General features: G+C 68.1%; 22 protein-coding genes and 1 riboswitch. Of the genes, 14 read left to right on the top strand and 8 right to left on the bottom strand.

Translation table 11 applies throughout. The features are described from left to right. Positions 1-12 precede the first annotated feature (12 nt). The 3 genes from A7U43_RS09085 to A7U43_RS09075 all read left to right on the top strand — a co-directional run bounded on the left by A7U43_RS09085 (position 13) and on the right by A7U43_RS09075 (position 3,354). Positions 13-1,662 carry a serine/threonine-protein kinase gene (locus A7U43_RS09085; protein ID WP_067993776.1) on the top strand — a complete coding sequence of 550 codons (1,650 nt, stop codon included), beginning with the start codon at positions 13-15 and terminating at the stop codon, positions 1,660-1,662. Positions 1,663-1,762: 100 nt separating this feature from the next. Next, positions 1,763-2,110: a DUF732 domain-containing protein gene (locus A7U43_RS09080; RefSeq protein WP_067993773.1), complete on the top strand. Its 348-nt coding sequence runs from the start codon at positions 1,763-1,765 to the stop codon at positions 2,108-2,110. Between the two features lie 53 nt (positions 2,111-2,163). After that, entirely contained in the window at positions 2,164-3,354 is a 1,191-nt protein-coding gene (locus A7U43_RS09075) for a lipid-transfer protein (protein ID WP_067993770.1), read from the top strand. 68 nt (positions 3,355-3,422) lie between these two features. Here A7U43_RS09075 and A7U43_RS09070 read toward each other — a convergent pair whose 3' ends face one another. Next, positions 3,423-4,907, bottom strand: a complete 1,485-nt coding sequence (locus A7U43_RS09070; protein ID WP_411289600.1) for a gamma-aminobutyraldehyde dehydrogenase — start codon at positions 4,905-4,907, stop codon at positions 3,423-3,425. Between the two features lie 100 nt (positions 4,908-5,007). Between A7U43_RS09070 and A7U43_RS09065 the strand changes: the two genes are divergently transcribed. From A7U43_RS09065 to A7U43_RS09055, 3 genes are all read left to right on the top strand, one after another. Continuing rightward, positions 5,008-5,529 carry an Lrp/AsnC family transcriptional regulator gene (locus A7U43_RS09065; protein ID WP_067993765.1) on the top strand — a complete coding sequence of 174 codons (522 nt, stop codon included), beginning with the start codon at positions 5,008-5,010 and terminating at the stop codon, positions 5,527-5,529. Next, entirely contained in the window at positions 5,526-6,914 is a 1,389-nt protein-coding gene (locus A7U43_RS09060) for an aspartate aminotransferase family protein (protein WP_067993762.1), read from the top strand. The genes A7U43_RS09065 and A7U43_RS09060 overlap by 4 nt, the downstream gene beginning before the upstream one ends. An 88-nt stretch (positions 6,915-7,002) precedes the next feature. Then, positions 7,003-8,202: a D-alanyl-D-alanine carboxypeptidase family protein gene (locus tag A7U43_RS09055; RefSeq protein WP_067993759.1), complete on the top strand. Its 1,200-nt coding sequence runs from the start codon at positions 7,003-7,005 to the stop codon at positions 8,200-8,202. On the opposite strand, the gene A7U43_RS09050 is transcribed toward A7U43_RS09055, so the two are convergent. Genes A7U43_RS09050 through trpS form a run of 3 tightly spaced genes read right to left on the bottom strand, consistent with a single transcriptional unit; the run spans position 8,190 to position 11,174 of the window. After that, positions 8,190-9,050 (bottom strand): nitronate monooxygenase, encoded by an 861-nt coding sequence (locus tag A7U43_RS09050; protein WP_067993756.1) that lies wholly within the window; start codon positions 9,048-9,050, stop codon positions 8,190-8,192. The genes A7U43_RS09055 and A7U43_RS09050 overlap by 13 nt on opposite strands. A 21-nt stretch (positions 9,051-9,071) precedes the next feature. Beyond that, on the bottom strand, positions 9,072-10,127 hold the full coding sequence (gene yhjD, locus A7U43_RS09045) for an inner membrane protein YhjD (protein ID WP_067993753.1): 1,056 nt from the start codon (positions 10,125-10,127) through the stop codon (positions 9,072-9,074). 21 nt (positions 10,128-10,148) lie between these two features. Further along, the gene (gene trpS, locus A7U43_RS09040; RefSeq protein ID WP_067993750.1) at positions 10,149-11,174 is read right to left on the bottom strand and encodes a tryptophan--tRNA ligase; all 1,026 of its coding nucleotides are present in this window, start codon (positions 11,172-11,174) and stop codon (positions 10,149-10,151) included. 127 nt (positions 11,175-11,301) lie between these two features. Between trpS and A7U43_RS09035 the strand changes: the two genes are divergently transcribed. Next, positions 11,302-12,306 carry an esterase/lipase family protein gene (locus tag A7U43_RS09035; protein ID WP_068002252.1) on the top strand — a complete coding sequence of 335 codons (1,005 nt, stop codon included), beginning with the start codon at positions 11,302-11,304 and terminating at the stop codon, positions 12,304-12,306. On the opposite strand, the gene A7U43_RS09030 is transcribed toward A7U43_RS09035, so the two are convergent. Beyond that, positions 12,299-13,099, bottom strand: a complete 801-nt coding sequence (locus tag A7U43_RS09030; protein WP_067993748.1) for an exodeoxyribonuclease III — start codon at positions 13,097-13,099, stop codon at positions 12,299-12,301. The genes A7U43_RS09035 and A7U43_RS09030 overlap by 8 nt on opposite strands. Before the next feature lie 75 nt (positions 13,100-13,174). On the opposite strand from A7U43_RS09030, the gene A7U43_RS09025 reads away from it, so the two are divergent. After that, positions 13,175-14,014: an alpha/beta fold hydrolase gene (locus A7U43_RS09025; protein WP_067993745.1), complete on the top strand. Its 840-nt coding sequence runs from the start codon at positions 13,175-13,177 to the stop codon at positions 14,012-14,014. A gap of 9 nt (positions 14,015-14,023) precedes the next feature. Here the strand turns inward: A7U43_RS09025 and A7U43_RS09020 are convergent, their stop codons facing one another. Continuing rightward, positions 14,024-16,261, bottom strand: coding sequence for an NADP-dependent isocitrate dehydrogenase (locus A7U43_RS09020; RefSeq protein WP_067993742.1), 2,238 nt, complete (start codon positions 16,259-16,261; stop codon positions 14,024-14,026). A 261-nt stretch (positions 16,262-16,522) separates the two neighbouring features. Next, positions 16,523-16,642: riboswitch (SAM riboswitch) on the top strand. A 46-nt stretch (positions 16,643-16,688) separates the two neighbouring features. On the opposite strand from A7U43_RS09020, the gene A7U43_RS09015 reads away from it, so the two are divergent. From A7U43_RS09015 to A7U43_RS09000, 4 genes are all read left to right on the top strand, one after another. Then, a complete protein-coding gene (locus A7U43_RS09015; protein WP_067993738.1) occupies positions 16,689-18,038 on the top strand; it encodes a bifunctional o-acetylhomoserine/o-acetylserine sulfhydrylase in 1,350 nt (449 codons plus the stop codon). A gap of 9 nt (positions 18,039-18,047) precedes the next feature. After that, the gene (metX, locus tag A7U43_RS09010) at positions 18,048-19,178 is read left to right on the top strand and encodes a homoserine O-acetyltransferase MetX (protein ID WP_067993735.1); all 1,131 of its coding nucleotides are present in this window, start codon (positions 18,048-18,050) and stop codon (positions 19,176-19,178) included. Next, positions 19,175-19,906, top strand: coding sequence for a class I SAM-dependent methyltransferase (locus A7U43_RS09005; RefSeq protein WP_067993733.1), 732 nt, complete (start codon positions 19,175-19,177; stop codon positions 19,904-19,906). Before metX ends, A7U43_RS09005 begins: the two co-directional genes overlap by 4 nt. A 76-nt stretch (positions 19,907-19,982) precedes the next feature. Next, positions 19,983-20,447 carry a DUF4383 domain-containing protein gene (locus A7U43_RS09000; RefSeq protein ID WP_068002247.1) on the top strand — a complete coding sequence of 155 codons (465 nt, stop codon included), beginning with the start codon at positions 19,983-19,985 and terminating at the stop codon, positions 20,445-20,447. A 1-nt stretch (position 20,448) separates the two neighbouring features. On the opposite strand, the gene A7U43_RS08995 is transcribed toward A7U43_RS09000, so the two are convergent. Further along, a complete protein-coding gene (locus A7U43_RS08995; protein ID WP_067993730.1) occupies positions 20,449-20,742 on the bottom strand; it encodes a DUF3017 domain-containing protein in 294 nt (97 codons plus the stop codon). 3 nt (positions 20,743-20,745) lie between these two features. Then, positions 20,746-21,591, bottom strand: coding sequence for a bifunctional methylenetetrahydrofolate dehydrogenase/methenyltetrahydrofolate cyclohydrolase (locus tag A7U43_RS08990; RefSeq protein WP_068002244.1), 846 nt, complete (start codon positions 21,589-21,591; stop codon positions 20,746-20,748). Positions 21,592-21,619: 28 nt separating this feature from the next. On the opposite strand from A7U43_RS08990, the gene A7U43_RS08985 reads away from it, so the two are divergent. Continuing rightward, positions 21,620-22,843 carry an NADH:flavin oxidoreductase gene (locus tag A7U43_RS08985; protein WP_067993727.1) on the top strand — a complete coding sequence of 408 codons (1,224 nt, stop codon included), beginning with the start codon at positions 21,620-21,622 and terminating at the stop codon, positions 22,841-22,843. 87 nt (positions 22,844-22,930) lie between these two features. Next, complete coding sequence (locus tag A7U43_RS08980; protein ID WP_067993724.1) at positions 22,931-25,552, top strand: FHA domain-containing protein; 2,622 nt, start codon at positions 22,931-22,933, stop codon at positions 25,550-25,552.

Below are 25,552 nucleotides of genomic sequence, written 5' to 3'. Positions count from 1 at the left end.
GGGAGCAGAAAAATGACCGGGCCGACGTCACGTGAGGGTACGGATTTCGGTCGTTATCGACTGCGCAGGCTGATCGGGCGCGGCGGCATGGGCGAAGTCTACGAAGCCGAGGACACCGAAAAGGACCGCATCGTCGCGCTGAAGTTGCTGCCCGAGGGGGTGTCTCACGACCCGGTGTTCCGCAAGCGCCTTCAGCGCGAGGCGCATTCGGCCGGACGCCTGCAGGAACCCCATGTGGTGCCGATCCACGACTACGGCGAGATCGACGGAGTGCTCTACGTCGACATGCGCATGATCAACGGGGCCGATCTGCGCAAGATCCTCAGGAGCCACGGCCCGATGACGCCGGCGCGCGCGGTCGCCATCGTCAGGCAGATCGCCTCGGCGCTTGATGCCGCCCACGAGAGCGGCATCATGCACCGCGACGTCAAACCCGAGAACATCCTGATCACCCGGGACGATTTCGCCTACCTGGTCGACTTCGGTATCGCCAATGCCGCCAGCGACGAGAAGCTGACCGAGATGGGCACCGCGGTGGGCACTTACGCGTACATGGCGCCGGAACGGTTCACCAGTGACGAGGTGACCTACCGCGCCGATGTGTACGCGCTGACCTGTGTGCTGCACGAATGCCTCACTGGCTCTCAGCCGTATCCGGGCGACAGCGTCAGCATGGTGATCACCGCGCACCTGATGCAGCCGATCCCGGCCCCGAGCCACACCCGGCCCGGGATCCCGCCCGCGTTCGACGCTGTCGTCTCGCGCGGGATGGCCAAAAAGCCGCAGGACCGATTCGCCAGCGCCGGGGCGTTGGCCGCGGCCGCCACCGACGCCCTCAGCGTGCGGGACCAGAACCAGGCCGCGCACATCGTGCAACGCGGTGCGGCAGCGACCATGCCGGGCCCGCAGTTCACCACCCCACCGCCGTTCGGGGCCACCCCGCCGCCGTCGGTGCCACCGCCTCCCGGGCCCGGTGCCCCGTTCCAGGCCGCATCGGGTGCCGCGTCGGGCCCGCAGTGGCACACCCCACCCCAGGCCCGCCCGCCGCAGCCGCCCAAGAAGAAGACCCCGTGGCTACCCATCGCGGCCGCCGCGGGTGTGTTGGCCCTGGTGCTGGCCGCCGTCGGGATCTTCGTCATGGTCAAGCCGGACCAGGACACCGGCGCCGCGCCGACGACGAGCACCACCTCGACCCGGACCAGCGAGCGAGCCACCCGCACCAGCCATGCCCCCGATCCGGCGACCCTGCAGGAACGCCTCTTCGGCATGCTGCCGCAGGGATACGACCCTGGGGTCTGCCAGCCGGTGGACCCCCCGGTACCGGGTGCGCTGGCGACGGTGGACTGCGGACCGTCGAGCCTGCCCGGTGGACCGGTGTCGGCCAGGTACTCCACGTTCCCCGACCAGGGGGCACTGCGGGCCAACTTCGACGAGGCGATCGGTGAGACCGCCGAGCTGATGCCCTGCCCGAACAGCACCGCCGACTCCCCCACCACCTGGCATTACACCGATACCCCGCAGAAGGCCGAGGGGTCGATCGCCTGCGGCACCTACAACGACGGGCCGGACCTCACCTGGACCAAGAACGACGACCTGCTGCTCGGCAATGCGCAGAGCCCGAACATGGATGAGCTGCACCAGTGGTGGCTGGCCTACGGCTGAGGGCCGCACCAAGCGCGTCCCAAGAATCCGCCAAGACCGTCGTTGGACCCTGATGTCACGCCCGGATCAGACCGGGCCTGACGATCACAGGGGAGAAACGATGTTCGCAGCACAGCGCCTGGTCCAGTCGGCCGGTCTCGCCCTGGTCGCCGGCACCATCGGCCTGGCCGCGGGATCGCTGGGGACCGGCACCGCGAGCGCGATCACCTCGGCCGACGATGCGGCGTTCCTGTCCGATATCCGCTACGAGGGCATCGCCTACGAGTCTGCCGTCGAGGTCATCGCCAACGCGCACGAAGTGTGCACCGAGCTGAACTCCGGTGTCGAGGCCACCGATATCGGTCTGGACATCCTGGAACACACCGACCTGAACACCCGCCAGGCCGCGGCGTTCATCGTCATGTCGATCGGCTACTACTGCCCGCAACACACCGGCGCGTTCGGCTGAGGGCGCGCGGGTTATGTTGAGCCTCTACCGCAGCGCAGCGAAAGGGGCAGGACATGCCGAACCGGGTATTCGTCGTCGGAGTGGGTATGACGAAATTCGAGAAGCCGGGCCGGCGTGAGGGCTGGGATTACCCGCAGATGGCCAACGAGTCGGGCACCAAGGCACTCGCCGACGCCGGTATCGAATACCGGCAGGTTCAGCAGGGCTACGTCGGATACTGTTCCGGTGATTCCACCTCGGGCCAGCGCGCGCTCTACGAGCTCGGCATGACCGGGATCCCGATCGTCAACGTCAACAACAACTGTTCCACCGGGTCCACGGCGCTCTATCTTGCCGCGCAGTCGATCCGGGGCGGCCTGGCCGACTGCGTGATCGCGCTGGGCTTCGAGAAGATGCAGCCGGGCTCGCTCGGCGGGGGCGCCGATGACCGCGAGTCACCGCTGGGCAGGCATGTGAAGGCGCTGGCCGAGATCGACGAGTTCGCCTTCCCGGTGGCGCCCTGGATGTTCGGTGCGGCGGGTCGCGAGCACATGAAGAAATACGGCACCACCGCAGAACATTTCGCGAAGATCGGCTACAAGAACCACAAGCATTCGGTGAACAATCCGTACGCGCAGTTCCAGGACGAGTACACCCTCGACGACATCCTGGGCGCCAAGATGATCTCCGACCCGCTGACCAAACTGCAGTGCTCGCCGACCTCGGACGGGTCCGGTGCGGCGATCGTGGTCAGCGAGGCCTTCGTGGACAAGCACGGGCTGGCCGAGCAGGCCGTCGAGATCGTCGGCCAGGCGATGACCACCGACTTCGAGTCCACCTTCGACGGCAGCGCCGCCAACATCATCGGCTACGACATGAATGTTCAGGCCGCACAACAGGTTTACACGCAGTCCGGACTGGGCCCCGAGGACTTCCAGGTGATCGAGCTGCACGACTGCTTCTCCGCCAACGAGCTGCTGCTCTACGAGGCGCTGGGTCTGTGCGGCCCGGGTGAAGCCCCGGCCCTGATCGACAACGAGGACACCACCTACGGCGGACGCTGGGTGGTCAACCCGTCCGGCGGGCTGATCTCCAAGGGCCATCCACTCGGCGCGACGGGCCTGGCCCAGTGCGCCGAGCTGACCTGGCAGCTGCGCGGTACCGCCGACAAGCGGCAGGTCGACAATGTCAGTGCCGCGCTGCAGCACAACATCGGACTCGGCGGCGCGGCCGTCGTCACGGCCTACCAGCGCGCCGACCGCTAGCCCTCCCCTCGCGATTTGTGGAGTTTTAGCCGGAATGGTTCCGGCTAAAACTCCACAAATCGCAGGGTTTAGCGCTTGGCGAAGATGGTTCGGTGCCAGTCTTTCTCGGCCACCCCGGTGATATCGCTCATCACATGCTTGATGGTCAGATACTCCTCGAAGGAGTAGTCGCTCATATCCTTGCCGAAGCCCGAGGCCCCGACCCCGCCGTGCGGCATCTCGGAGATGATCGGGATGTGGTCGTTGATCCACACACAACCGGCATCGATCTCCCGGGAGGCCCGCTGCGCGCGGTAGACGTCGCGGGTCCACGCCGAGGCCGCCAGGCCGTAGACGGTGTCATTGGCTTGACGCAGCGCGTCGTCATCGTCGGTGAAGGAGCGCACGGTGAGCACCGGACCGAACACCTCGTCGCGGTAGATCTCGGAATCCTCTGCCACGTCGGCGATCAACGTCGGCCGGTAGAACGCACCCGGCAGGTCCGGGCTGACACCCCCGGTGACGATCCGACCACCCTGCTCCGGGGCGCGAGACACCATGGCCGCCACCTTCTCCCGATGCGCGAAGGAGCTCAGCGGCCCCAGATCGGTGTCCGGATCGTGCGGATCCCCGACGACGATCTTGCCCATCACCTCACCGACACCGGCGACGAAGTCGTCGTAGAGGTCGCGCGCCACGATGGCCCGGGTGGCGGCCGTACAGTCCTGGCCCGAGTTGATCAGGGCGCCGGCGACCGCGCCCTGGATGGCGGCGTCCAGATCGGCGTCCTCGAACACCACGAAGGGCGCCTTGCCGCCGAGTTCCAGTTGGGTGCGGTGACCGTGCACGGCGGCGGCCGCCATCACCTTGCGGCCCACCCCGGTCGAGCCGGTGAACGTGACGACGTCGACATCGCGGTGCCCGGCCAGTGCCGTACCGACATCGGCGCCGGAGCCGGTGACGACATTGAGCACCCCGTCGGGCAGACCGGCAGCCGTGGCCACCCGGGCCAAGGTCAGGGTGGTCAGCGGGGTGATCTCGGCCGGTTTGATGACCACGGCGCAACCGGCGGCCAGCGCCGGGATGACCTTCCACACCGCCATCTGCAGCGGGTAGTTCCATGGCGTGATCGTCGCGACGACGCCCACCGCGCCACGCCGGATGCTGGAGGTGTGATCGGCGGAGTACTCGGCGCTGGCCTTGCCCTCCAGATGCCTTGCCGCGCCCGCAAAGAACAACACGTTGTCGATGCTGCCCGGCACGTCGAATTCGGTGGCCAGCCGCACCGGCTTACCGCACTGGGCCACCTCCTCGGCAATGAAGGTGTCGGCTTCGGCGGCCATCAACTCGGCCAGTTCGAACAGCACCCCGGCCCGATCGGCGGGGGTTGCGGCGGCCCATCCCGGCTGGGCGGCACGCGCGGCTGCCACCGCGGCATCGACATCGGCGGGGGTCGCCAACGCGTAGGTCGCCACCACCGCACCGGTGGCGGGGTTGATGACCTCGAAGGGCGCACCGCCGGTCGGCACGGCGGCTCCGTTGATCCAGCTGCCGGGAATATGGGTTGCACTCACAGAGCTCAAGCCTACGCATTACGACAATCTGCGGCATGTCGAACGGCTGATTTCATGGAATTAGTTGCTTGTAACGACGGATTCCGTGCACAATCGTGACATGTCGAACCCGGATTCCCAGCCCGGCGCGTCCGCTGTGTCCCTGCGAATCAGCCACTCCCGCCCCGGCGCCGCATTCCAGCTCGACGAGCTCTCGAAGGCCATCATCGAGAAGCTGCAGGCCGACGGCCGACGCTCCTACGCCGGAATCGGCAAGGCCGTAGGTCTATCCGAGGCCGCCGTGCGCCAGCGGGTGCAACGCATGGTCGACGCCGGGGTCATGCAGATCGTGGCCGTCACCGACCCCATGCAACTCGGTTTCGCCCGCCAAGCCATGATCGGCATCCGCTGCACCGGCGACACCACCAAGGTCGCCGAGAAGCTGGCCGCACTGGAGTCGGTGGACTATGTGGTGCTCACCGCCGGGACGTTCGACGCCATCGTCGAGGTCGTCTGCGAGGACGACGGCGACCTCCTCGACCTGCTCAACACCAAAATCCGCGCCGTGCCAGGAGTGATAGCCACCGAAACCCTCGTCTATCTCAAACTCGTTAAACAGCAATACAATTGGGGCACACGATGACCATCGTTTCTGAAACCGACCAGACCACGACAGGCGATCTGGCAGCAAAAGCCAACCGGCACCTGTGGGGGCATTTCGCCCGCCACGGCAAGGGCATCACCCCGCCGATCATCACCCGCGGCGAGGGCACCCGAATCTTCGACGACAAGGGCAACAGCTATATCGACGGCCTGAGCGGGCTGTTCGTGGTCCAGGTCGGGCACGGCCGTGAAGAACTGGCCGCGGCGGCGGCCAGACAGGCCGAGCAGCTGGCGTTCTTCCCACTGTGGTCCTATGCCACGCCCTCGGCGATCGAATTGGCCGAGCGCGTGGCCAATTACGCGCCGGGCGACCTGAACCGGGTGTTCTTCACCACCGGTGGCGGCGAGGCCGTGGAGAGCGCCTGGAAGCTGGCCAAGCAGTTCTTCAAATTGACCGGCAAGCCGGGCAAGTACAAGGTGATTTCGCGGTCCATCGCCTATCACGGAACCCCGCAGGGCGCCCTGGCGATCACCGGGATCCCGGCGTTCAAGGCACCTTTCGACCCGCCGACGCCCGGCGGTTTCCGGGTACCCAACACGAATTTCTACCGGGCTCCCGAGCAGTTCAGCACCGACCCCAAGGCCTGGGGCCGCTACTGCGCCGACCGGATCGCCGAGGCCATCGAGTACGAGGGCCCCGACACCGTCGCCGCGGTCTTCCTGGAGCCCGTGCAGAACGCCGGCGGCTGCTTCCCGCCGCCGCCCGGGTATTTCGAGCGGGTCCGCGAGATCTGTGACGAGTACGACGTGCTGCTGGTCTCCGACGAGGTGATCTGCGCCTACGGCCGCATCGGTTCGATGTTCGCCTGCGACGATTTCGGTTACGTACCCGACATCATCACCAGCGCAAAGGGTTTGACGTCGGGCTACTCACCGCTCGGCGCCATGATCGCCAGCGACCGGCTGTTCGAGCCGTTCAACGACGGTTCCACCGTGTTCGGGCACGGCTATACCTTCGGCGGGCACCCGGTGTCCTCGGCGGTCGCGCTGGCCAACCTGGACATCTTCGAGCGTGAGGGCATCAACGCCCACGTCAAGCAGAATGCCCCGGTTTTCCGGGCCACCCTGGAGAAGCTCTACGACCTGCCGATTGTCGGCGACGTCCGCGGCGAGGGCTTCTTCTACGGGATCGAACTGGTCAAGGACAAGGCGACCAAGGAGACGTTCAACGACGAGGAGTCCGAGCGCCTGCTGCGCGGATATCTGACGCCGGCACTGTGGGAGGCCGGGCTGTACTGCCGCGCCGATGACCGTGGCGACCCGGTGGTGCAGCTGGCTCCGCCGCTGATCAGCGGGCAGGCCGAGTTCGACGCCATCTACGACATCCTGCACAACGTGCTGTCCGAGGCCGGCCGCCGACTCTGAGAACACAACCTCAGTAACCACACAAGTCACATCAGCCACAGCGTGGCGACCCGGGAATCGGCTTGCGGTCTCCTAGTCTGCACAGACGATGGCTTCCTTCGTTTCGTTACGCCGAGTGGCTTGTGTGGTCACCGCGGCCTTGATGCTGACCGGCCCCGGGCTCCTCGCAGCGCCGGCCGCCGGCGCGGATCCGGGTGCGGACCCCTGCCCGTACCGGGTGAGCACGCCGCCGGCGGTCGATGACTCCGAAGTGCCCAAGGCCGGACCGCCGCCACAGCCGCTGCCGGTGCCCGCCACCGCACTCGGCGGGGACGCGCTCAGTGGGTGCGGAGTCATCACGGCGCCGGACACTCCGCCGGTGCCCGGTGACGTGTCGGCCGAGGCGTGGCTGGTCGCCGATCTGGATACCGGCGACATCATCGCCGCCAGGGATCCGCACGGTCGGCACCGCCCCGCCAGCGTCATCAAGGTTCTGGTCGCCATGCAGTCGATCCAGGAGCTGCCGATCAACCGCGTGGTGACCGGCAGCGAGGCCGACGAGAACGCCGAGGGCAGCAGCGTCGGTGTGAAGAACGGCGAGCGCTACACCGTCAGCGATCTGCTGCACGGCCTACTGATGGTGTCCGGCAACGACGCCGCCCACGCGCTGGCCGCCCAGCTCGGCGGAATGGACACCGCCCTGCAGAAGATCAACAACCTGGCCCGCAAGCTCGGCGCCCGCGACACCCGCGCCGCGACACCGTCGGGTCTGGACGGGCCGGGGATGAGCACCTCGGCCTACGACATCGGCCTGTTCTACCGATACGCCTTCCAGAACGACACGTTCGCGAAGATCGTGGCCACCCAGAAGTACAACTGGCCCACCTACGAGCTGGAGAACGACGTCAAGCTGCTGGCCAACTACCCGGGCGCGCTCGGCGGCAAGACCGGGTACACCGACGACGCCGGGCAGACCTTCGTCGGCGCCGCGGAGCGGGACGGCCGTCGACTGGTGGCGGTCCTGCTCAAGGGCACCCGGGTGCCGATCGCGCCGTGGGAACAGGCCGCCCGGCTACTCGACTACGGTTTCGCGACACCGCCGGGCACCAAGGTCGGCACGCTCATCGAACCCGACCCGTCCCTGAACGCCCCAGAACCCAAGGCCGCACCGGATCCGACGGCGGTGGCCGCCACCGCGCTCCCGAGCGCCGATGCCCTGCCGGTGCGCGTCGGCGTCGGCTTCGTCGGCGTCATCATCGTCCTCGCCCTCATCATGGCCGCGCGGTCGATGAACCGTCAGCGCGCCTGAGCCGCCCAGCGCCCCAGCAACGCGGCCGCGCCGTCGCCCAGCTGCGCGACGAGTTCGCCGGCGCCGGGCTGAGCGCTCAGCTGGCCAACACCCTGTCCGGCGTTCACCGGGGATCCGCGCAGTACCCGCTCCGGAATGCCGGGCGGCCAACGGTATCCGGCTGCGATGTCGTGCTCTGACGTCAGTTCTGTCGCCGATCCGGCGAGCAGTTCGGCACGGGCCTCGGGCGTGGTCAGGGCCTCGTGGCAGGCGGCGAACAGCGTGCCCACCCAGGCACCGGAGGCGCCGGCCGCCAGCACCGCCGCCACCCCGCGCGGCGACGCGATGCCACCGGCGGCCAGCACCGGGACGTCGACCGCATCGAGCACGCCGGTCAGCAGCGGCAGGGTGCCCATCACGGGTTTCCCGTGACCGCCGCCCTCCGCGCCGCGGGCCACCACGACGTCCACCCCGGCCTCGACTGCGCGGACGGCGTCCTCGACGGTCGCGACCTGTGTCGCGACGCTCACTCCGGCGGCACGCGCGTCCTGCACCCACCCCCAGTCGTCCCCGAAACTCACCGACAGCAGTGCCGGCCGGGCGGCCAGCGCCACCTCCAACAGGTCGGGCCGCTCGCTCATCACCCAGTGCACCAACCCGATCCCGAACGGCCGACCGGTGTCACCGAGTTCGGCGAGTTCGTGGCGCAGCGCCTCGCCGGTCGCGGCCGAGCCCATACCGATCATGCCCAGCCCACCGGCGCGCGAGACCGCGGCCGCGAGCCGCCCGCCGGCGGCGCCACCCATCGGGGCGTTCACCACGGGCACCCGGATTCCCACCGACGCACACCAGGGAGTCACCAGAGCCACCCGTGGCACGCTACCCACAGGTCAGCGCCGCGCGCGCAGCAGCCGGGACAGCCCGAGCGCGCCGAGCGCACCGGCGGCGAAACTTGCGGCCGCGCCGGATATCCCGATGCCCTCACGGACCTCGATCCGCGGGCTGATCCGGACCGGGCCGGGCGGCTCGATCGGCATCGCGGCCAGGTTCTCCGGTGCGGTCGCCGCCCAGGCCGTCGCGAACAGGATCAGTCGGGCGGTGATGTAGGCGAACACCATCAGGCCCAGCACCGGACCGAAGGTCGCCCCGGCCGGTCCGGTCACCACCGAGCGCAGATAGATGGAGGCCACCTGCTTGAAGACCTCGAATCCCACGGCCGCGAGCAACCCGGCGCGCAGTGAGCTGCGGAAGCTGACCGACTCGCGCGGCAGCCGGGCGATGATCCAGGTGAACAGCAGCCACGAGATCACGAGTGAGAACGCCCAGGACGCCACCTGCAGTCCGACGCTGAGACCCGGGACATCCTGCAGCCCGAACCAACTCAGCACCGTCGTCATCGGTGACTCTTTGCTCAGTGCGGTCAGGCCGATGGTCAGCACCAGCGCCACGAACGCCGAGACCAGTGCCAGCAGATCCGACAGCTTGGTCGCCACGAATCCGCCGGGCTCGTGCCGCTGCTCCCACATCTGGCTCAGCGCTTCACGCAGGTTGGCCATCCAGCCAAGGCCGGCCCACGCCGCGGTGAACAGCCCGATGACACCGACCGTGCCGCGCGAGTCGATCGCCGAATCCATCAACTCCACGAGTTGGGTCCCGAGGTCGCCCGAGACGCTGGAGCGGATGCGCTCCTCGACCTCTGTCATCAGATCGGGCTGGTTGGCCAGCACGAACCCGCCGATGGAGAACCCGACCATGAGCAGCGGGAACAACGCGAAGATGGTGAAGTACGTGATGCCGGCGGCATAGAAGTCGCCCTTGCAGGCGTTGTACCGGTCCTGCGCCACCATGATGCGGTTGAACCAGGCGAATCGGAGGCGCAACCGATCCATCACACCTGGTGCGTCCGGCTCGGACGGGGCTGTCGATACCGCTTCGCGGTCGGCCATCGGTGATCCCTTTCCGGGCTGTCAACGTGTCGGCGACAAGAATCCCATTCGGTCATATACCCGCTGCAGCGTCGCTGAAGCCACCCGGTCGGCGCGCGCGGCCCCGGTGGCCAGCACCGCCTGCAGTTCGGTCGGGTCATCGAGCAGTTCGTCGACACGTGCCTTGATCGGCGTGACGAAATCGACCACGGCATCCGCGGTTTCGGTCTTGAGATCGCCGTACCCGCGTCCGGCGTAACCGGCCACCAAGGTGTCGATATCGGTACCGGTGACTGCGGACTGGATGGTCAGCAGGTTGGACACCCCCGGCTTGGCCTCCCGGTCGAAGCGGATCTCACGCTCACTGTCGGTGACGGCCGACCGGATCTTCTTGGCGGTCTTCTTCGGATCCTCCAGCAGGCTGATCAACCCGGCGTCACTGGTGGCGGACTTGCTCATCTTGGCCGTCGGGTCCTGCAGGTCGTAGATCTTGGCCGTCGCCTTGGGGATGATCGCCTCGGGGACGACGAAGGTTCCAGGGAGACCGGCGTTGACCCGCTCGGCCAGGTCCCGGCTCAGTTCCAGGTGCTGGCGCTGGTCCTCGCCCACCGGGACCAGGTCGGTGTCATAGAGCAGGATGTCGGCGGCCATCAGCACCGGGTAGGTGAACAGTCCGACGGTGGTCGCCTCGGCGCCCTGCTTCTGCGACTTGTCCTTGAACTGGGTCATCCGCGACGCCTGCCCGAAGCCGGTGAAACATCCGAGCACCCATGCCAGTTGCGTGTGGGCGGGCACGTGGCTCTGGACGAAGATGGTCGCCTTCGCCGGATCGACCCCCAGCGCGAGGTACTGCGCGGCGGTCACCAGGGTGCGTTTCCGCAACACCTGCGGGTCCTGCGGGACGGTGATGGCGTGCAGATCCACCACGCAGAAATACGCGTCGTAGTCGTTTTGCAGGCTGACCCACTGGTTGACCGCACCGAGCGCGTTGCCGAGATGCAGGGAATCCGAGGTGGGCTGTGCGCCGGAAAACACGACCTGGCGGCCGGCGCTGCGGGAGTCACTCATGATGACTCGATTTTGTCATGCGTGCATTCTTCAGCGCGGCCGCTATCGTTTACGCAGTCGTCAAATAGCCGGAGGCGTCGTGTCCCGTTTGCCAGTTCTGTCGCTGATCCTTATCGTCGGCATCGTGATGAGCACCCAAATCGCCTACGCCGCACCACAATCGGACTCACGTGCGGTGGTGATCGTGTCGGGCGGAAACGCCACCAGCCCGTTCACCACCCCCACTGCGGCCTGCGCATCGGGGTTGGCGGCGGGCAACACCGACACCGCCCTGCGCAGCTACCTGCTCGAGCACGGCCACACCGTCTACACCTCCCCGGCGATGGCCGGTCGCGGCCCGGTCCTCGATCAAGACGGTTTCGGCGCCTTCGGGGACTGTCCGATCACCTTGCCGGAGAACATGACCGTCAACTCGACCGGCAGCATCGACACCGCGGGCGAACACCTGGCCCGCTTCTTCGACCACTTGCACACCGCCTACGGGGTGGACGAGATCGACATCGTCGGCCACTCCATGGGCGGGCTGTATTCACGCGCGGCGATCCGGGTGCTGCAGGGCCTGGACTCCCCGATCCGGATCCGGTCGCTGACCACCCTGGGCACCCCGTGGCAGGGGTCCTACCTGTCCGACTATGCCAACGACATCCTCGGCAAAAACGATTGCCTCGGAGACGCCTTCTGCGCAGCGGCGATGGACGATATGAAAGCCGAGGTCCAGCGACTGATGGCCGGATCGGGGCGCGAGGTGAACCAGGCCTACCTGATGGGTCCGGACGGCTGGAACGAATATCAGGCCGGTGTGCTCGACGGGATCCCGGTCACCCTGATCGGCGGCAACCGCTTCACCGCGCCGGCAGGCTCGGCGGCACCGAACCCGGCCGTGTGGCCCAACGACGGCCTCGTCGCAACCTCCAGCGCGCTGGCCACCGACATCAGTGACCGGGTGCTGCCACACCGGCGCTGCCTCACCTTCGACGACACCCACAGCATCTTCGTCTCCGACCTGGCCGGGCTTCCCTGGGAGACCGGTATGACCTGGGATCCGCGGGTGCTGGAGGCGGTGCGCGCCGCCATCGACGGTGCCGACGGAGCGCTGCGGGCCTCCCCCGGCGCACCGTGCCCGGTCAGCTGAACTCGACGGTCACCGGGGCGTGATCGGACCAGCGCAACGCGTACAGCTCGGCGCGCTCCACCCGCGCCGACACCGCGCGGGCGGCGAGGCCGGGCGTGGCCAGGTGGTAGTCGATGCGCCAGCCCGCGTCGTTGTCGAAGGCCTTGCCGCGCCACGACCACCAGCTGTACGGGCCGGCCACATCCGGGTGTAGCCGGCGCACCACGTCGACCCAGCCGGCGTCCAGCAGGCCGGTCACCCACTGTCGCTCGGCGGGCAGGAACCCGGCTTTCTTGACATTGGCCTTCCAGGCCTTGATATCGCTCTCGGTGTGCGCGATGTTCCAGTCACCGCACAGCACCGCGTCGCCGCCGCGCGCGAGCATCTCGGCCATCCGCTTCTCGACCGCGGCCATGAAGCGTTCCTTTTCCAGCTGGCGTTCCGTCTCGGCCTCACCCGTGGGCAGGTACACGCTGGCCACCGTCGCACCCGCGGTGTCCACCTCGATGTAGCGACCGTGCTCGGCGAACTCCTCGGCTCCGGAGCCGATGCGCACCGCGTCGAACGGGGTGCGGGACAGCACCGCAACGCCGTTGCGGCCCTTGACATGCGGCTCGGCCGCGGCCAGATGCCAGCCGTCGGCCAGGGCCGGCGCGAGTGCCTCGGCGAGCTGTTCGTCGTCGGCGCGGGTCTCCTGCAGGCAGACGACGTCGGCCGGGCTGGTCTTCAGCCACGGCAGCAGCCCGAGGTTCTCGGCGGATCGTTGTTTGACCGCTGCGCGGATGCCGTTGACATTGACGGTGGTGACGATCACGGTGGACGACCCTAGTGGACCCGTATGACAAGCGAGCCTTGCGGTACCGGCGGTACCGCCATACTGTCGGGCACCATGACCCAGTACGCACCCATTCACCGCGGATCGGGTGAACCGATACTCATGCTGCACCCGTTCCTGTGCTCGCAGAACGTCTGGCGCACCGTGGCCGGCCAACTCAGCGACACCGGGCGCTTCGAGGTGCTCGCACCCACCATGATCGGCCACCACGGCGGCGCCCGCGCCGGAACCTGGCTGTTGGACACCGCCGCGCTGGTCGACGACATCGAGCGCCGGATGGATCAGATCGGCTGGGACACAGCCCATATCGTGGGCAATTCGCTGGGCGGGTGGGTCGCCTTCGAACTGGAACGTCGCGGGCGCTCCCGCACCCTGACCGCCATCGCACCGGCCGGCGGATGGCGTCAGCACTCGCTCACCAAGTACGAAACCGTGCTCAAATTCCTGCTCGGTGGCCCGGCGCTGATCGCCGCCCGGCTGCTCGGCCCGCGCATTCTGGACCTTCCATTCGGGACGCGCATCGCCACCTTGCCGGTCAGCGGACCGGCCGACGGCCCCAGCCGCGCGGACCTGGTCGCCCTCGTCGAGGACGCCACCCACTGCACCGCCTATGTGCAGCTGCTCGTCAAGACGCTGCGGCTGCCCGGCCTGCTGGAGTTGGCCGGTGTCGGCGTCCCCACCCATTTGGTGCTGTGTGAGAAGGACCGGGTGTTCCCGTCCCCGCGCGGGACCAGGTACTTCATCGAGAACCTGCCGACCGAGGCCACGGTGACCCGGTTACCGGGCGTCGGCCACATTCCGATGCTGGAAGCCCCCGGACTGGTCACCGAGCTGATCGCCGAGTTCGTCGACCGGCACACCGAACCCGAGCGCGAGCGCGAGCTCGGTACCTGAGCGCGGCGCTCAGCCGTTGGCGGCCTCCAGCGTGGCGTTGAACGTCTTGGACGGCCGCATCACCGCAGCCGTCTTCTCCGGGTCCGGGTAGTAGTACCCGCCGATCTCGGCGTGCGCACCCTGGACCGCGTTGAGCTCGGCGACGATGGTCTGCTCGTTGTCGGCCAGCTTCTTGGCCAGCGGGGCGAAGTACTCGGCCAGTTCCTTGTCCTCGGACTGCGCCGCGAGGGCCTGCGCCCAGTACAGCGACAGGTAGAACTGACTGCCCCGGTTGTCCAGCTCACCGGTCTTGCGCGACGGAGACTTGTTCTCGTCCAAGAGTTTTCCGACGGCGCTGTCCAGCGTGTCGGCGAGCACCTTGGCCTTCGCGTTGTCGGTCTTGTTGCCCAGATCCTCCAGGCTGGCGCCGATGGCGAGGAACTCACCGAGCGAATCCCAGCGCAGGTGGTTCTCCTCGATCAGCTGGCTGACGTGCTTGGGCGCCGAGCCGCCCGCCCCGGTCTCGTACAGCCCGCCACCGGCCATCAGCGGCACGACCGAGAGCATCTTGGCGCTGGTGCCCAGCTCCAGGATCGGGAACAGGTCGGTGAGGTAGTCGCGCAGGATGTTGCCGGTGGCCGAGATGGTGTCCTGGCCGCGGATCAGCCGCTCGAGGGTGTACCGCATGGCCCACACCTGCGGCAGGATGGTGATCTCCAGGCCCTCGGTGTCGTGCTCGCCCAGGTAGGTCTTGACCTTCTTGCGCAGCTCGTTCTCGTGCGGGCGCTCGTCGTCGAGCCAGAACACCACCGGCATTCCGGACAGCCGGGCCCGGGTGACGGCCAGCTTGACCCAGTCCCGGATCGGGGCGTCCTTGACGATCGGCATGCGCCAGATGTCGCCCTCCTCGACCTGCTGGCTCAGCAGCACCTCGCCCGAGTCGTTGTCGACGATCCGCGCGTAGCCGGGCTCGGGGATCTCGAAGGTCTTGTCGTGGCTCCCGTACTCCTCGGCCTTCTGCGCCATCAGGCCGACGTTCGGCACGGTGCCCATGGTGGTCGGGTCGAACTGGCCGTGCGTCTTACAGAAGTTGATGACCTCCTGATACATCCGGGAGAAGGTCGACTCCGGGTTGACCGCCTTGGTGTCCTTGGTGCGGCCGTCGGCGCCGTACATCTTGCCGCCGAGGCGGATCATCGCCGGCATCGAGGCGTCGACGATGACGTCGGACGGCGAGTGGAAGTTCGAGATGCCCTTGGCCGAGTCGACCATGGCCAGTTCCGGGCGGTGCTCGTGGCAGGCGTGCAGATCGTTGATGATCTCCTCGCGCTGGCTGGCCGGCAGCGCCTCGATCTTGTCGTACAGATCGGAAAGGCCGTTGTTGACGTTGACGCCCAGCTCGTCGAAGAGCTTGCCGTGCTTGGCGAAGGCGTCCTTGTAGAACACCTTGACCGCGTGGCCGAACACGATGGGGTGGCTGACCTTCATCATGGTGGCCTTGACGTGCAGCGAGAACATCACGCCGGTCTTGTAGGCATCCTCGATCTGCTCCTCGTAGAACGCGATGAGCGCCTTCTTACTCATGTACATGCTGTCGATGACATCGCCCTCGTCGAGCTTGACCTCGGGCTTGAGCACGACGGTCGGGCCGGCGGCGGTGACCAGCTCCATACGGACGTTGCGGGCCTTGTCCAGCGTCATGGACTTCTCACCGTGGTAGAAGTCGCCGGTCTTCATGGTCGCGACGTGGGTGCGCGACGCCTGTGACCACTCGCCCATGCTGTGCGGGTGCTTGCGGGCGTACTCCTTGACCGCCTTGGGTGCACGGCGATCCGAGTTGCCCTCGCGCAGCACCGGGTTCACCGCGCTGCCCAGGATCTTGCCGTAGCGCTGACGGATCGCTTTTTCCTCGTCGGTCTTCGGGTCACCCGGGAAGTCGGGCAGGTCGTAGCCCTTGGCCTTCAGCTCCTTGATGGCGGCCAGCAGCTGTGGCACCGACGCGCTGATATTGGGCAGCTTGATGATGTTGGCGCTCGGGTCCTGGGTCAGCTCCCCGAGTGCGGCCAGGTTGTCGGGCACCTTCTGCTCGTCGCTGAGGTAATCGCCGAACTCGGCGAGGATGCGTGCCGCGACGGAGATATCACTGGTCTTGACGTCGATGCCGGCCGCACCCGCGAAGGTCTGGATGATCGGCAGGAAGGCGTAGGTCGCCAGCAGCGGTGCCTCGTCTGTCAACGTGTAGATGATGGTCGGCTGCTCGGCGCTCATATGTTCTCCCGGCCTCAATATCGTTCAGTTGCAGCGGGAATCGGCCCTGCCGGGGGTGTCCGACAGCGGCGAGACCCGCACCTGCGGGCGTTCCGCAACCGTTGTGATGGCGGTCCCGGTCTGCCCTCACCGGCAACACTACAAGGGCCGATCCGGGCACGAGGGGTCAGCTTTGGCTACCGACCAGTAGCTTTTTGCGCCGCCGGTCGGCGCCGACAACCAGGTGGCATCGGGTCAATGTCGTCAGCTACGCTTCGTATCGGTCATGAGTGCCAGCATCTAGCCCCGGCTTGCTGGCCGGCAACCCTCCAACCGCGGTGGGGTGCTCCGGGTGAAGACCAGGTTGAGCGGTCGAATGGCGACTGCCGGCAAGCGCGGGTCCGTACTGACGGACGGACCCCCAGACACGGATGGAGGTTCGTTTTCGATGAGCACCCCAGACAAGAGCAACCCGGAGAACAGCACCCCGGCACAGGACTGGTCGTTCGAGACCAAGCAGATCCACGCCGGCCAGACGCCGGACGCGGCCACCAACGCCCGCGCACTGCCGATCTACCAGACGACGTCGTACACGTTCCGCGACACCGACCATGCCGCCGCGCTGTTCGGGCTGGCCGAGCCCGGCAACATCTACACCCGGATCATGAATCCGACCACCGATGTCGTCGAGCAGCGGGTGGCCGCCTTGGAGGGCGGTGTCGCGGCGCTGTTCCTGTCCTCGGGGCAGGCCGCCGAGACGTTCGCGATCCTGAACCTGGCCGGCGCCGGCGACCACATCGTGTCCAGCCCGCGGCTCTACGGCGGCACCTACAACCTTTTCCACTACACGCTGCCCAAGCTCGGTATCGAGGTCAGCTTCGTGGAGAACCCCGATGACCTGGACACCTGGCGTGCGGCGATCCGGCCCAACACCAAGGCGTTCTTCGCGGAGACCATCTCCAACCCGCAGATCGACGTCCTCGACATCCCCGGCGTCTCGGGCGTGGCCCACGCACACGGCATCCCGCTGATCGTCGACAACACCATCGCCACCCCCTATCTGATCCAGCCGATCGCGCACGGCGCCGACATCGTGGTGCACTCGGCCACCAAGTACCTCGGTGGACACGGCTCGGCGATCGCCGGGGTCATCGTCGACAGTGGCAACTTCGACTGGACCCAGGGCCGCCACCCCGGCTTCACCGAGCCGGACCCGAGCTATCACGGCGTGGTGTTCTCCGCACTCGGCCCGCCCGCCTTTGCGCTCAAGGCCCGCGTGCAGTTGCTGCGCGACCTGGGGTCGGCACTGGCACCGTTCAATGCCTTCCTCATCGCCCAGGGCCTGGAGACGCTGTCGTTGCGGGTCGAACGGCACGTCGCCAATGCCCAGCGGGTCGCCGAGTACCTCTATGGGCATGAGGACGTCGTCTCGGTGAACTACGCCGGCCTGCCCACCTCACCGTGGTATGAGCTGGGCCGCACGATCGCCCCCAAGGGCACCGGCGCGGTGTTGGCCTTCGAACTCGCCGGCGGCATCGAGGCCGGCAAGGCCTTCGTGAACGCGCTGACCCTGCACAGCCACGTCGCCAATATCGGGGACGTGCGGTCGCTTGTCATCCACCCCGCGTCCACCACCCACGCCCAGCTGAGTGCCGAGGAGCAGTTGAGCACCGGTGTCACCCCCGGGCTGGTACGCCTGGCGGTGGGTATCGAGGGGATCGACGACATCCTGGCCGACCTGGACCAGGGGTTCGCCGCGGCCAAGGCGGTCGCCGGCCAGCGTGTCGCGTCGGTGTGAGCGGGCCCCATGACCATCTTCGACATACTGAGCGACGTGCCCGCCACGCTGCCCGCAGAGGGTGACATCGGGGTCGTCCACATCGGCTCCCTGACACTGGAAAGCGGCGTGGTCCTCGACGATGTGTCCATCGCGGTGCAACGTTGGGGCGAGCTGAACCCGCAACGCGACAACGTCGTCATGGTGCTGCACGCACTGACCGGCGATTCGCACATCACCGGCCCGGCCGGCCCCGACCATCCGACACCGGGCTGGTGGGACGGCGTCGCCGGGCCGGGGGCGACGATCGACACCGACCGCTGGTGCGCCATCGCCACCAACGCCCTCGGCGGCTGCCGAGGCTCCACCGGCCCCAGTTCGATCGCACCTGACGGTAAGCCCTGGGGCTCGCGGTTCCCGGCGATCACCATCCGCGATCAGGTCAACGCCGACCTGGCCGCGCTGGCCGCGCTCGGGGTCAGCCAGGTGGCCGCGGTGATCGGCGGTTCGATGGGCGGGGCACGGGCGTTGGAATGGGTTGTCGGACACCCCGACACTGTGCGCGCCGGGCTGATCCTCGCGGTCGGTGCGCGTGCCACCGCCGATCAGATCGGCACCCAGAGCACCCAGGTTGCCGCGATCAAGGCCGACCCGAACTGGAATGGCGGCGACTACTACGGCACGGGCCGCGTCCCGGCGGCCGGACTGGAGATCGCGCGACGCATTGCGCACCTCACCTACCGCGGCGAGGCCGAACTGGATTCGCGGTTCGCCAACCTCGCCCAGGGCGACGAGGATCCCACCACCGGTGGCCGCTACGCCGTGCAGAGCTACCTGGAACATCAGGGCGGCAAGCTGGTATCCCGTTTCGACGCCGGCACCTATGTGGCGCTCACCGACGCACTGAGCAGCCATGACGTCGGCCGCGGCCGCGGTGGCGTGCAGGCCGCACTGACCGGGTGCCCGGTACCGGTACTGGTCGCGGGTATCACGAGCGACCGGCTCTACCCGCTGCGTCAGCAGCAGGAGCTGGCCGATCTGCTGCCTGGCTGTGCCGGACTCCAGGTCGTCGACTCGATCTACGGGCACGACGGATTCCTGGTCGAGACCGAGGCGGTGGCACCGCTGATCCGGCAGACGCTGGAGATCGCGTCCCGGTGAGCCGGTCGGATCGCCAGCGGTCGCTGTCGTTCGGCGAGGAGGCCGCCGCCTACGAGCGGGGCCGGCCGTCCTACCCACCGGAGGCCATCGATTGGCTGCTGCCGACCGGGGCGCAGCGGGTGCTCGACCTGGGTGCCGGGACCGGCAAGCTGACCGTTCGGCTCGTCGAACGCGGCCTCGATGTGGTGGCCGTGGACCCCATCGCGGAGATGCTGGAGGTGCTCAGCCGGTCGCTGCCGGACACCCCGGCACTGCTCGGGACCGCCGAGGAGATCCCGCTGCCGGACGACAGCGTCGACGCGGTGGTGGTGGCCCAGGCGTGGCATTGGTTTGATCCGCAGCGCGCGGCCGACGAGATCGCCAGGGTGCTGCGCCCCGGCGGCCGGCTCGGTCTGGTGTGGAACATCCGCGACGAACGGTTGGGCTGGGTCAAGGATCTCGGCAACATCATCGGCCACGAGCACGACCCGCTCAACGACGAGGTGACCCCGGCCGCGCCGTTCACCGATGTGCAACGCAGCCAGGTGGAGTGGACGAACTACCTCACCCCGCAGGCGCTCATCGACCTGGTGGCCTCCCGCAGCTACTGCATCACCTCGCCCGCCGAGGTACGCACCCGCACCCTGGAGCGGGTGCGCGAGCTGTTGGCCACCCATCCTGCGCTGGCCAACAGCACCGGATTGGCGCTGCCCTACATCACCGTGGGGATCCGGGCCACCTTGCGTTGACCGGACGGGCCGGGCCCCGCGCGGCATAATCGGTACGCCGAGTGGGTACTACCCGGTGAACGACGAGAGGCCCGCGATGTCCAGGCGTGACCGAGACCGTCTTGCCGAGGCCGGCGGTGCTGCCCCGATCGTGCAGATTGCCGCGATGGTGATCGGCACGGTGTTCCTGCTGTTCGGGCTCGCCGGTTTCATCCCGGGCATCACCAGTGGTTTCGAGGAGTTGGGGTGGGCCGGTCACCGCTCGGGGGCCCTGCTGCTCGGAGTGTTCGCCGTCTCGGTGCTGCACAATCTGGTGCACCTGGCCTTCGGGATCGCCGGGCTGGTGTTCGCCCGGTCGTCGTCGTCCGCCACGGCGTACCTGCTGTGGGGCGGTGCCGGGTACGCAGTGCTGTGGCTCTACGGACTGGCCGTCGACCACCACGGGCCGTGGAATGTCCTGCCCGTCAACACCGCCGACAACTGGCTGCATCTGGGCTCGGCCGTCGCGATGATCGCCACGGGCGTGACGCTGGGGCCGCAGGCCCGATCCGAGCAACCGTGATTCAGGACGTACCGAGCGGGTCGATGGTCCACGCGATGTAGAGCATCGTCGCGCTCACCGTCGCGGTTGTCACGAAATCTATTGGGCGGGAACGGATCACCAGCAGGCCGGCGCGCTCATCGGTGAGCGCGAGGCGCAGCGCGGCGGCCACGCCCACGGCAATCCCGATGACCAGCGCACCGCGACGCCAGTACCCGGCGATCACCAGCCCCAGTGCGGCGACGAGGATCAGGCCGACCAGCAGGATCGGCCACTGGCCGGCAAAGATCTTGCGGGCGAACGCCTTCGGCGTCAAGAGCTAGTCACGTTCGGCTCGCTCCACCACGTTGGTCAGCAGGAACGCGCGCGTCAGCGGGCCCACCCCGCCCGGGTTCGGCGACACATATCCGGCCACGTCCCAGACGTCGGGCGCCACGTCCCCGGTGAGCTTGCCCTCGACCCGGCTGACGCCCACGTCGACGACGGCAGCGCCGGGCTTCACCATGTCGGCGGTGACCATATAGGGCACCCCGACCGCGGCGACGATGATGTCGGCCTGCCGGGTCAACGCGGCGAGATCCCGGGTTCCGGTGTGACACAACGTGACGGTCGCGTTCTCCGAGCGGCGGGTGAGTAGCAGGCCCAGCGGGCGGCCGACGGTCACCCCTCGACCGATGACGACCACGTGCGCACCGGCGATCGGTACCTCGAAGCGGCGCAGCAGGTGCACGATGCCGCGCGGCGTGCAGGGCAGCGGAGCCTCTTTGCCGAGCACCAGCCGACCCAGATTGGTGGGATGCAGCCCGTCGGCGTCCTTGTCCGGGTCGATGCGTTCCAGCGCGGCGTTCTCGTCCAGGTGCTTGGGTAGCGGCAACTGCACGATGTAGCCGGTGCAGTCCGGGTTGGCGTTGAGCTCGTCGATCGTCTCGTCGAGGGTGGCCTGGCTGATGTCGGCGGGCAGATCGCGGCGGATCGAGTTGATCCCGACCTTGGCGCAGTCGGCGTGCTTGCCTCGCACATAGGCCTGCGATCCGGGGTCGTCGCCGACCAGGATGGTGCCCAGCCCTGGGGTGCGGCCGGCCGTCGCCAGTTTGGCCACCCGGTCCTTGAGGTCGTCGAGAATTTCGTCGCGGGTGGACTTACCGTCCAAAGTCGTCGCTGCCACGTAGCTCATTGTGGCAGGCTCGCCAGGTATGAACACGCAGCCCAGAGTGTTCACCGACGTGTTCGGTGCGGCCAAGCTCGGTCCGGTGACGTTGCGCAACCGCATCATCAAGGCCGCCACCTTCGAGGCGGCCACCCCGAACGCACTGGTCACCGATGATCTGATCAAGTACCACCGGCTACCGGCGGCGGGCGGTGTCGGCATGACGACGGTCGCCTACTGCGCCGTCACGCCCGGCGGACGCACCGACGGCTGGCAGCTGTGGATGCGTCCGGAGGCGCTGCCCGGGTTGCGCAGGCTGACCGATGCCGTGCACGCCGAAGGCGCGGCGATCAGCGCCCAGATCGGTCACGCCGGACCGGTGGCCAACGCCAAGACCAACAGGGCCCCGGCGCTGGCGCCGGTGCGATTCTTCAATCCGCTCTCGATCCGGTTCGCCCGCAAAGCCGGCCTGGAGGACATCCGCGCGGTCACCGCGGCGCACGCGGACGCCGCGCGGCTGGCCATCGACGCCGGATTCGATGCCGTCGAGGTCCACCTCGGGCACAACTACCTGGCCAGTTCGTTCCTCAGTCCGATGCTCAACCGGCGCACCGACGAGTTCGGCGGGTCGCTGGAGAACCGCGCCAAGGTCGCGCGCGGGGTCGTGCGGGCGGTGCGCGACGCCGTCGACACCCACGGCGCCAAGCAGATCGCGGTCACCGCGAAGCTGACCATGACCGACGGCGTGCGCGGCGGTATCCCGATCGACGAGGCACTGCAGACCGCGAAGTGGCTCCAGGACGATGGCGGGCTGGATGCCATCGAGCTGACCGCGGGCAGCTCGCTGGTCAACCCCATGTACCTGTTCCACGGCGACGCGCCGCTGCGGGAGTTCGCCGCCGCGTTCAAACCGCCGCTGAGCTGGGGCATGCGGATGACCGGCACGAAATTCCTGCGCGAGTACCCGTACCGCGAGGCTTACCTGCTGCGGCATGCCCGCCAATTCCGGGCGGAATTGTCGATGCCCCTGATCCTGCTGGGTGGTATCACCAACCGGGAGACCATGGACCTGGCGATGGCGGAGGGATTCGACTTCGTCGCGATGGGCCGTGCGCTGTTGGCCGAACCCGACCTGATCAACCGCATCAAGGCCGACGGGGACGCCCACACCGTCAAGGCCCTGTGCACGCACTGCAACAAGTGCATGCCCACCATCTACAGCCACACCCGTTGCGTGCTCACCGGCGCCCCGGACACGTTGACGGTCTGACGATCCAGCGCCGAGAACGCCTCAGATCGGCAACATCGCCGTTGCGGCCCGGCAGACCGTCCCGCCCAACCGATACAGTTGTTCGCGATGAGCCGCCCCGGAACGCCCGCGCTGACCGTTAGATACGACGGGTCCTCACGGACCTTCTCCGCAGGCAACGACGTCGTCGTCGGCCGCGATCTGCGTGCCGATGTCCGTATCGCCCACCCGCTGATCTCCCGCGCGCACCTGGTGCTGCGCTTCGACCAGGGCCGGTGGATCGCCATCGACAACGGCAGCCTCAACGGCATGTACGTCAACGGCCAGCGGGTGCCCACCCTCGACATCGCCGACGGCCAGTACATCAACATCGGCAACCCGGACGGCCCGCAGCTGGTGTTCGAGGTCGGCCGCCATCAGGGCTCGGCCGGCACGCCGCCGCCGACGGCCGCGGTACCGACCTCGACCGGACCGCGCCCCAGCGCGTCCTGGCCCACCCAGGCCCCGATGCCGCCCCAACCGCCCGCCCCGCCGGCCTGGTCGACCGGCGCCGGCGCCCCACCCGCCCAGCCCCGGTATCCGTCCGGCCCGCAGCCGTATCAGCCGACGGGCCAGCAGTCCTATCAGCCGAGCGCGCCGCAGCCGACCTATCCCCCGCCCGCGGTGTCGCGCTCGCAGCCGACCTACATTCCGCCGGCCGACCCGTCGCAGACCGCCATGGGTCCGACCGCGGTGCCGCGGCCGTCGGAGAACAATCTGGCGACCAGCATGCTCAAGATCCTGCGGCCCGGTCGCGCACCCGAGGTGCCCCCGGGCGGGATCAAGATCGGTCGCGCCACCGACAACGACATCGTCATCCCCGACGTGCTGGCCTCGCGCCACCACGCCACCCTGGTGTCCGGGCCCGGCGGCACCGAGATCCTGGACAACCGCAGCATCAACGGCACCTTCGTCAACGGTGCCCGGGTCGACGACGCGCTGCTGCGCGAGGGCGATGTGGTCACCATCGGCAACGTCGACCTGGTGTTCACCGGCGGGACGCTGGTCCGCGGCTCCGAGACCCAGGCCGCTACCCGCACCGGTGGTCTGGAGGTCCGCGGCCTGACGTGGACCATCGAGGGCAACAAGACGCTGCTGAACAACATCTCGATCGACGCGCGGCCGGGCACCCTGACCGCGGTCATCGGCCCCTCGGGTGCCGGCAAGTCGACGTTCGCCAAACAGGTCGCGGGACTGACGCACCCGACCGACGGCCGGGTGTCCTTCGAGGGCCACGACATTCACGCCGAGTACGCCTCGCTGCGATCCCGGATCGGCATGGTCCCCCAGGACGATGTGGTGCACGGCCAGCTGACCGTCAAGCAGGCGCTGATGTACGCCGCCGAGCTACGGCTGCCGCCGGACACCACCAACGAGGACCGCGAACGGGTGGTCCTGCAGGTCCTCGAGGAACTGGAGATGACCCAGCACCTGGAGACCCGGGTGGACAAGTTGTCCGGCGGTCAGCGCAAACGGGCCTCGGTGGCTCTGGAACTGCTGACCGGCCCGTCGTTGCTGATTCTGGACGAGCCGACCTCCGGCCTGGACCCGGCGCTGGACCGCCAGGTGATGACGATGCTGCGCCAGCTCGCCGATGCCGGCCGCGTGGTGCTGGTGGTGACGCATTCGCTGACCTACCTCGACGTCTGCGATCAGGTGCTGCTGCTGGCGCCCGGCGGCAAGACGGCGTTCTACGGACCGCCCAGCCAGATCGGCCCGGAACTGGGCACCACCAACTGGGCCGACATCTTCTCCTCGGTCGCCGGCGACCCCGACGCCTCACACCAGCGCTATCTGTCCCGTAGCGGCCCGCCGCCGCAGGCCGAGGCGTCCTCGCAGCCCGCCGATCTGGGTAAGCCCGCGAAAACCAGTGTGCGGCGACAGTTCTCCACGATCGCCCGGCGCCAGATGCGGCTGATCATCTCCGATCGCGGCTACTTCGCGTTCCTGGCGATGCTGCCGTTCATCATGGGTGTGCTGTCGCTGTCGGTTCCCGGTGACGTCGGCTTCGGCATCCCGAACCCGATGGGCGACGCCCCCAATGAGCCCGGCCAGATGCTGGTGTTGCTCAACGTCGGCGCCATCTTCATGGGCACCGCGCTGACGGTCCGCGACCTGATCGGTGAGCGCGCCATCTTCCGCCGCGAGCAGGCCGTCGGGTTGTCGACGACGGCCTACCTGATGGCCAAGGTGTGCATCTACGCGGTGTTCGCCATCATCCAGTCCTCGATCGTCACCGCGATCGCGGTGGCCGGCAAGGGCGGCCCGACCCAGGGGTCGGTGTCCTTCCTTCCTCCCACGGCCGAGCTGTTCCTGGTGATGGCGGCGACGACGGTGACCGCGGCGATGGTCGGTCTGGCGCTCTCGGCGCTGGCCAAGTCCAGTGAGCAGATCATGCCGCTGCTGGTGGTGGCCGTGATGAGCCAGCTGGTGTTCTCCGGCGGCATGATCCCGGTGACCGACCGCCTGATACTCGACCAGCTGTCCTGGTTCACCCCGGCGCGCTGGGGCTTCGCGGCGTCGGCGTCGACGGTGGATCTGATCAAGCTGGTGCCCGGACCACTGACGCCCAAGGACGCGCACTGGGAGCACACCACCTCGGCGTGGTGGTTCGACATGGGCATGCTGGCGGCCCTCAGCGTCGCGTACCTGAGCTTCGTGCGCTTCAAGATCCGTCTCAAGGCGGGATAG

The sequence above is a fragment of the Mycobacterium adipatum genome (assembly GCF_001644575.1).
GTDB lineage: Bacteria > Actinomycetota > Actinomycetes > Mycobacteriales > Mycobacteriaceae > Mycobacterium > Mycobacterium adipatum.
The sequence above is the reverse complement of the archived record's forward strand: the minus strand, read 5'-3'. Positions and strand labels throughout refer to the sequence as shown.

Bases quoted from the DNA above. Each gene is read 5' to 3' on its own strand.
- A7U43_RS09080 (WP_067993773.1), top strand. From the start codon at position 1,763: ATGTTCGCAGCACAGCGCCTGGTCCAGTCGGCCGGTCTCGCCCTGGTC.
- A7U43_RS08985 (WP_067993727.1), top strand. From the start codon at position 21,620: ATGAACACGCAGCCCAGAGTGTTCACCGACGTGTTCGGTGCGGCCAAG.
- A7U43_RS09035 (WP_068002252.1), top strand. From the start codon at position 11,302: ATGAGCACCCAAATCGCCTACGCCGCACCACAATCGGACTCACGTGCG.
- A7U43_RS09060 (WP_067993762.1), top strand. From the start codon at position 5,526: ATGACCATCGTTTCTGAAACCGACCAGACCACGACAGGCGATCTGGCA.
- A7U43_RS09020 (WP_067993742.1), bottom strand. From the start codon at position 16,261: ATGAGCGCCGAGCAGCCGACCATCATCTACACGTTGACAGACGAGGCA.
- yhjD (WP_067993753.1), bottom strand. From the start codon at position 10,127: ATGGCCGACCGCGAAGCGGTATCGACAGCCCCGTCCGAGCCGGACGCA.
- A7U43_RS09055 (WP_067993759.1), top strand. From the start codon at position 7,003: ATGGCTTCCTTCGTTTCGTTACGCCGAGTGGCTTGTGTGGTCACCGCG.
- A7U43_RS09085 (WP_067993776.1), top strand. From the start codon at position 13: ATGACCGGGCCGACGTCACGTGAGGGTACGGATTTCGGTCGTTATCGA.
- A7U43_RS09065 (WP_067993765.1), top strand. From the start codon at position 5,008: ATGTCGAACCCGGATTCCCAGCCCGGCGCGTCCGCTGTGTCCCTGCGA.
- metX (WP_067993735.1), top strand. From the start codon at position 18,048: ATGACCATCTTCGACATACTGAGCGACGTGCCCGCCACGCTGCCCGCA.
- A7U43_RS09075 (WP_067993770.1), top strand. From the start codon at position 2,164: ATGCCGAACCGGGTATTCGTCGTCGGAGTGGGTATGACGAAATTCGAG.
- trpS (WP_067993750.1), bottom strand. From the start codon at position 11,174: ATGAGTGACTCCCGCAGCGCCGGCCGCCAGGTCGTGTTTTCCGGCGCA.
- A7U43_RS09015 (WP_067993738.1), top strand. From the start codon at position 16,689: ATGAGCACCCCAGACAAGAGCAACCCGGAGAACAGCACCCCGGCACAG.
- A7U43_RS09025 (WP_067993745.1), top strand. From the start codon at position 13,175: ATGACCCAGTACGCACCCATTCACCGCGGATCGGGTGAACCGATACTC.
- A7U43_RS08980 (WP_067993724.1), top strand. From the start codon at position 22,931: ATGAGCCGCCCCGGAACGCCCGCGCTGACCGTTAGATACGACGGGTCC.
- A7U43_RS09000 (WP_068002247.1), top strand. From the start codon at position 19,983: ATGTCCAGGCGTGACCGAGACCGTCTTGCCGAGGCCGGCGGTGCTGCC.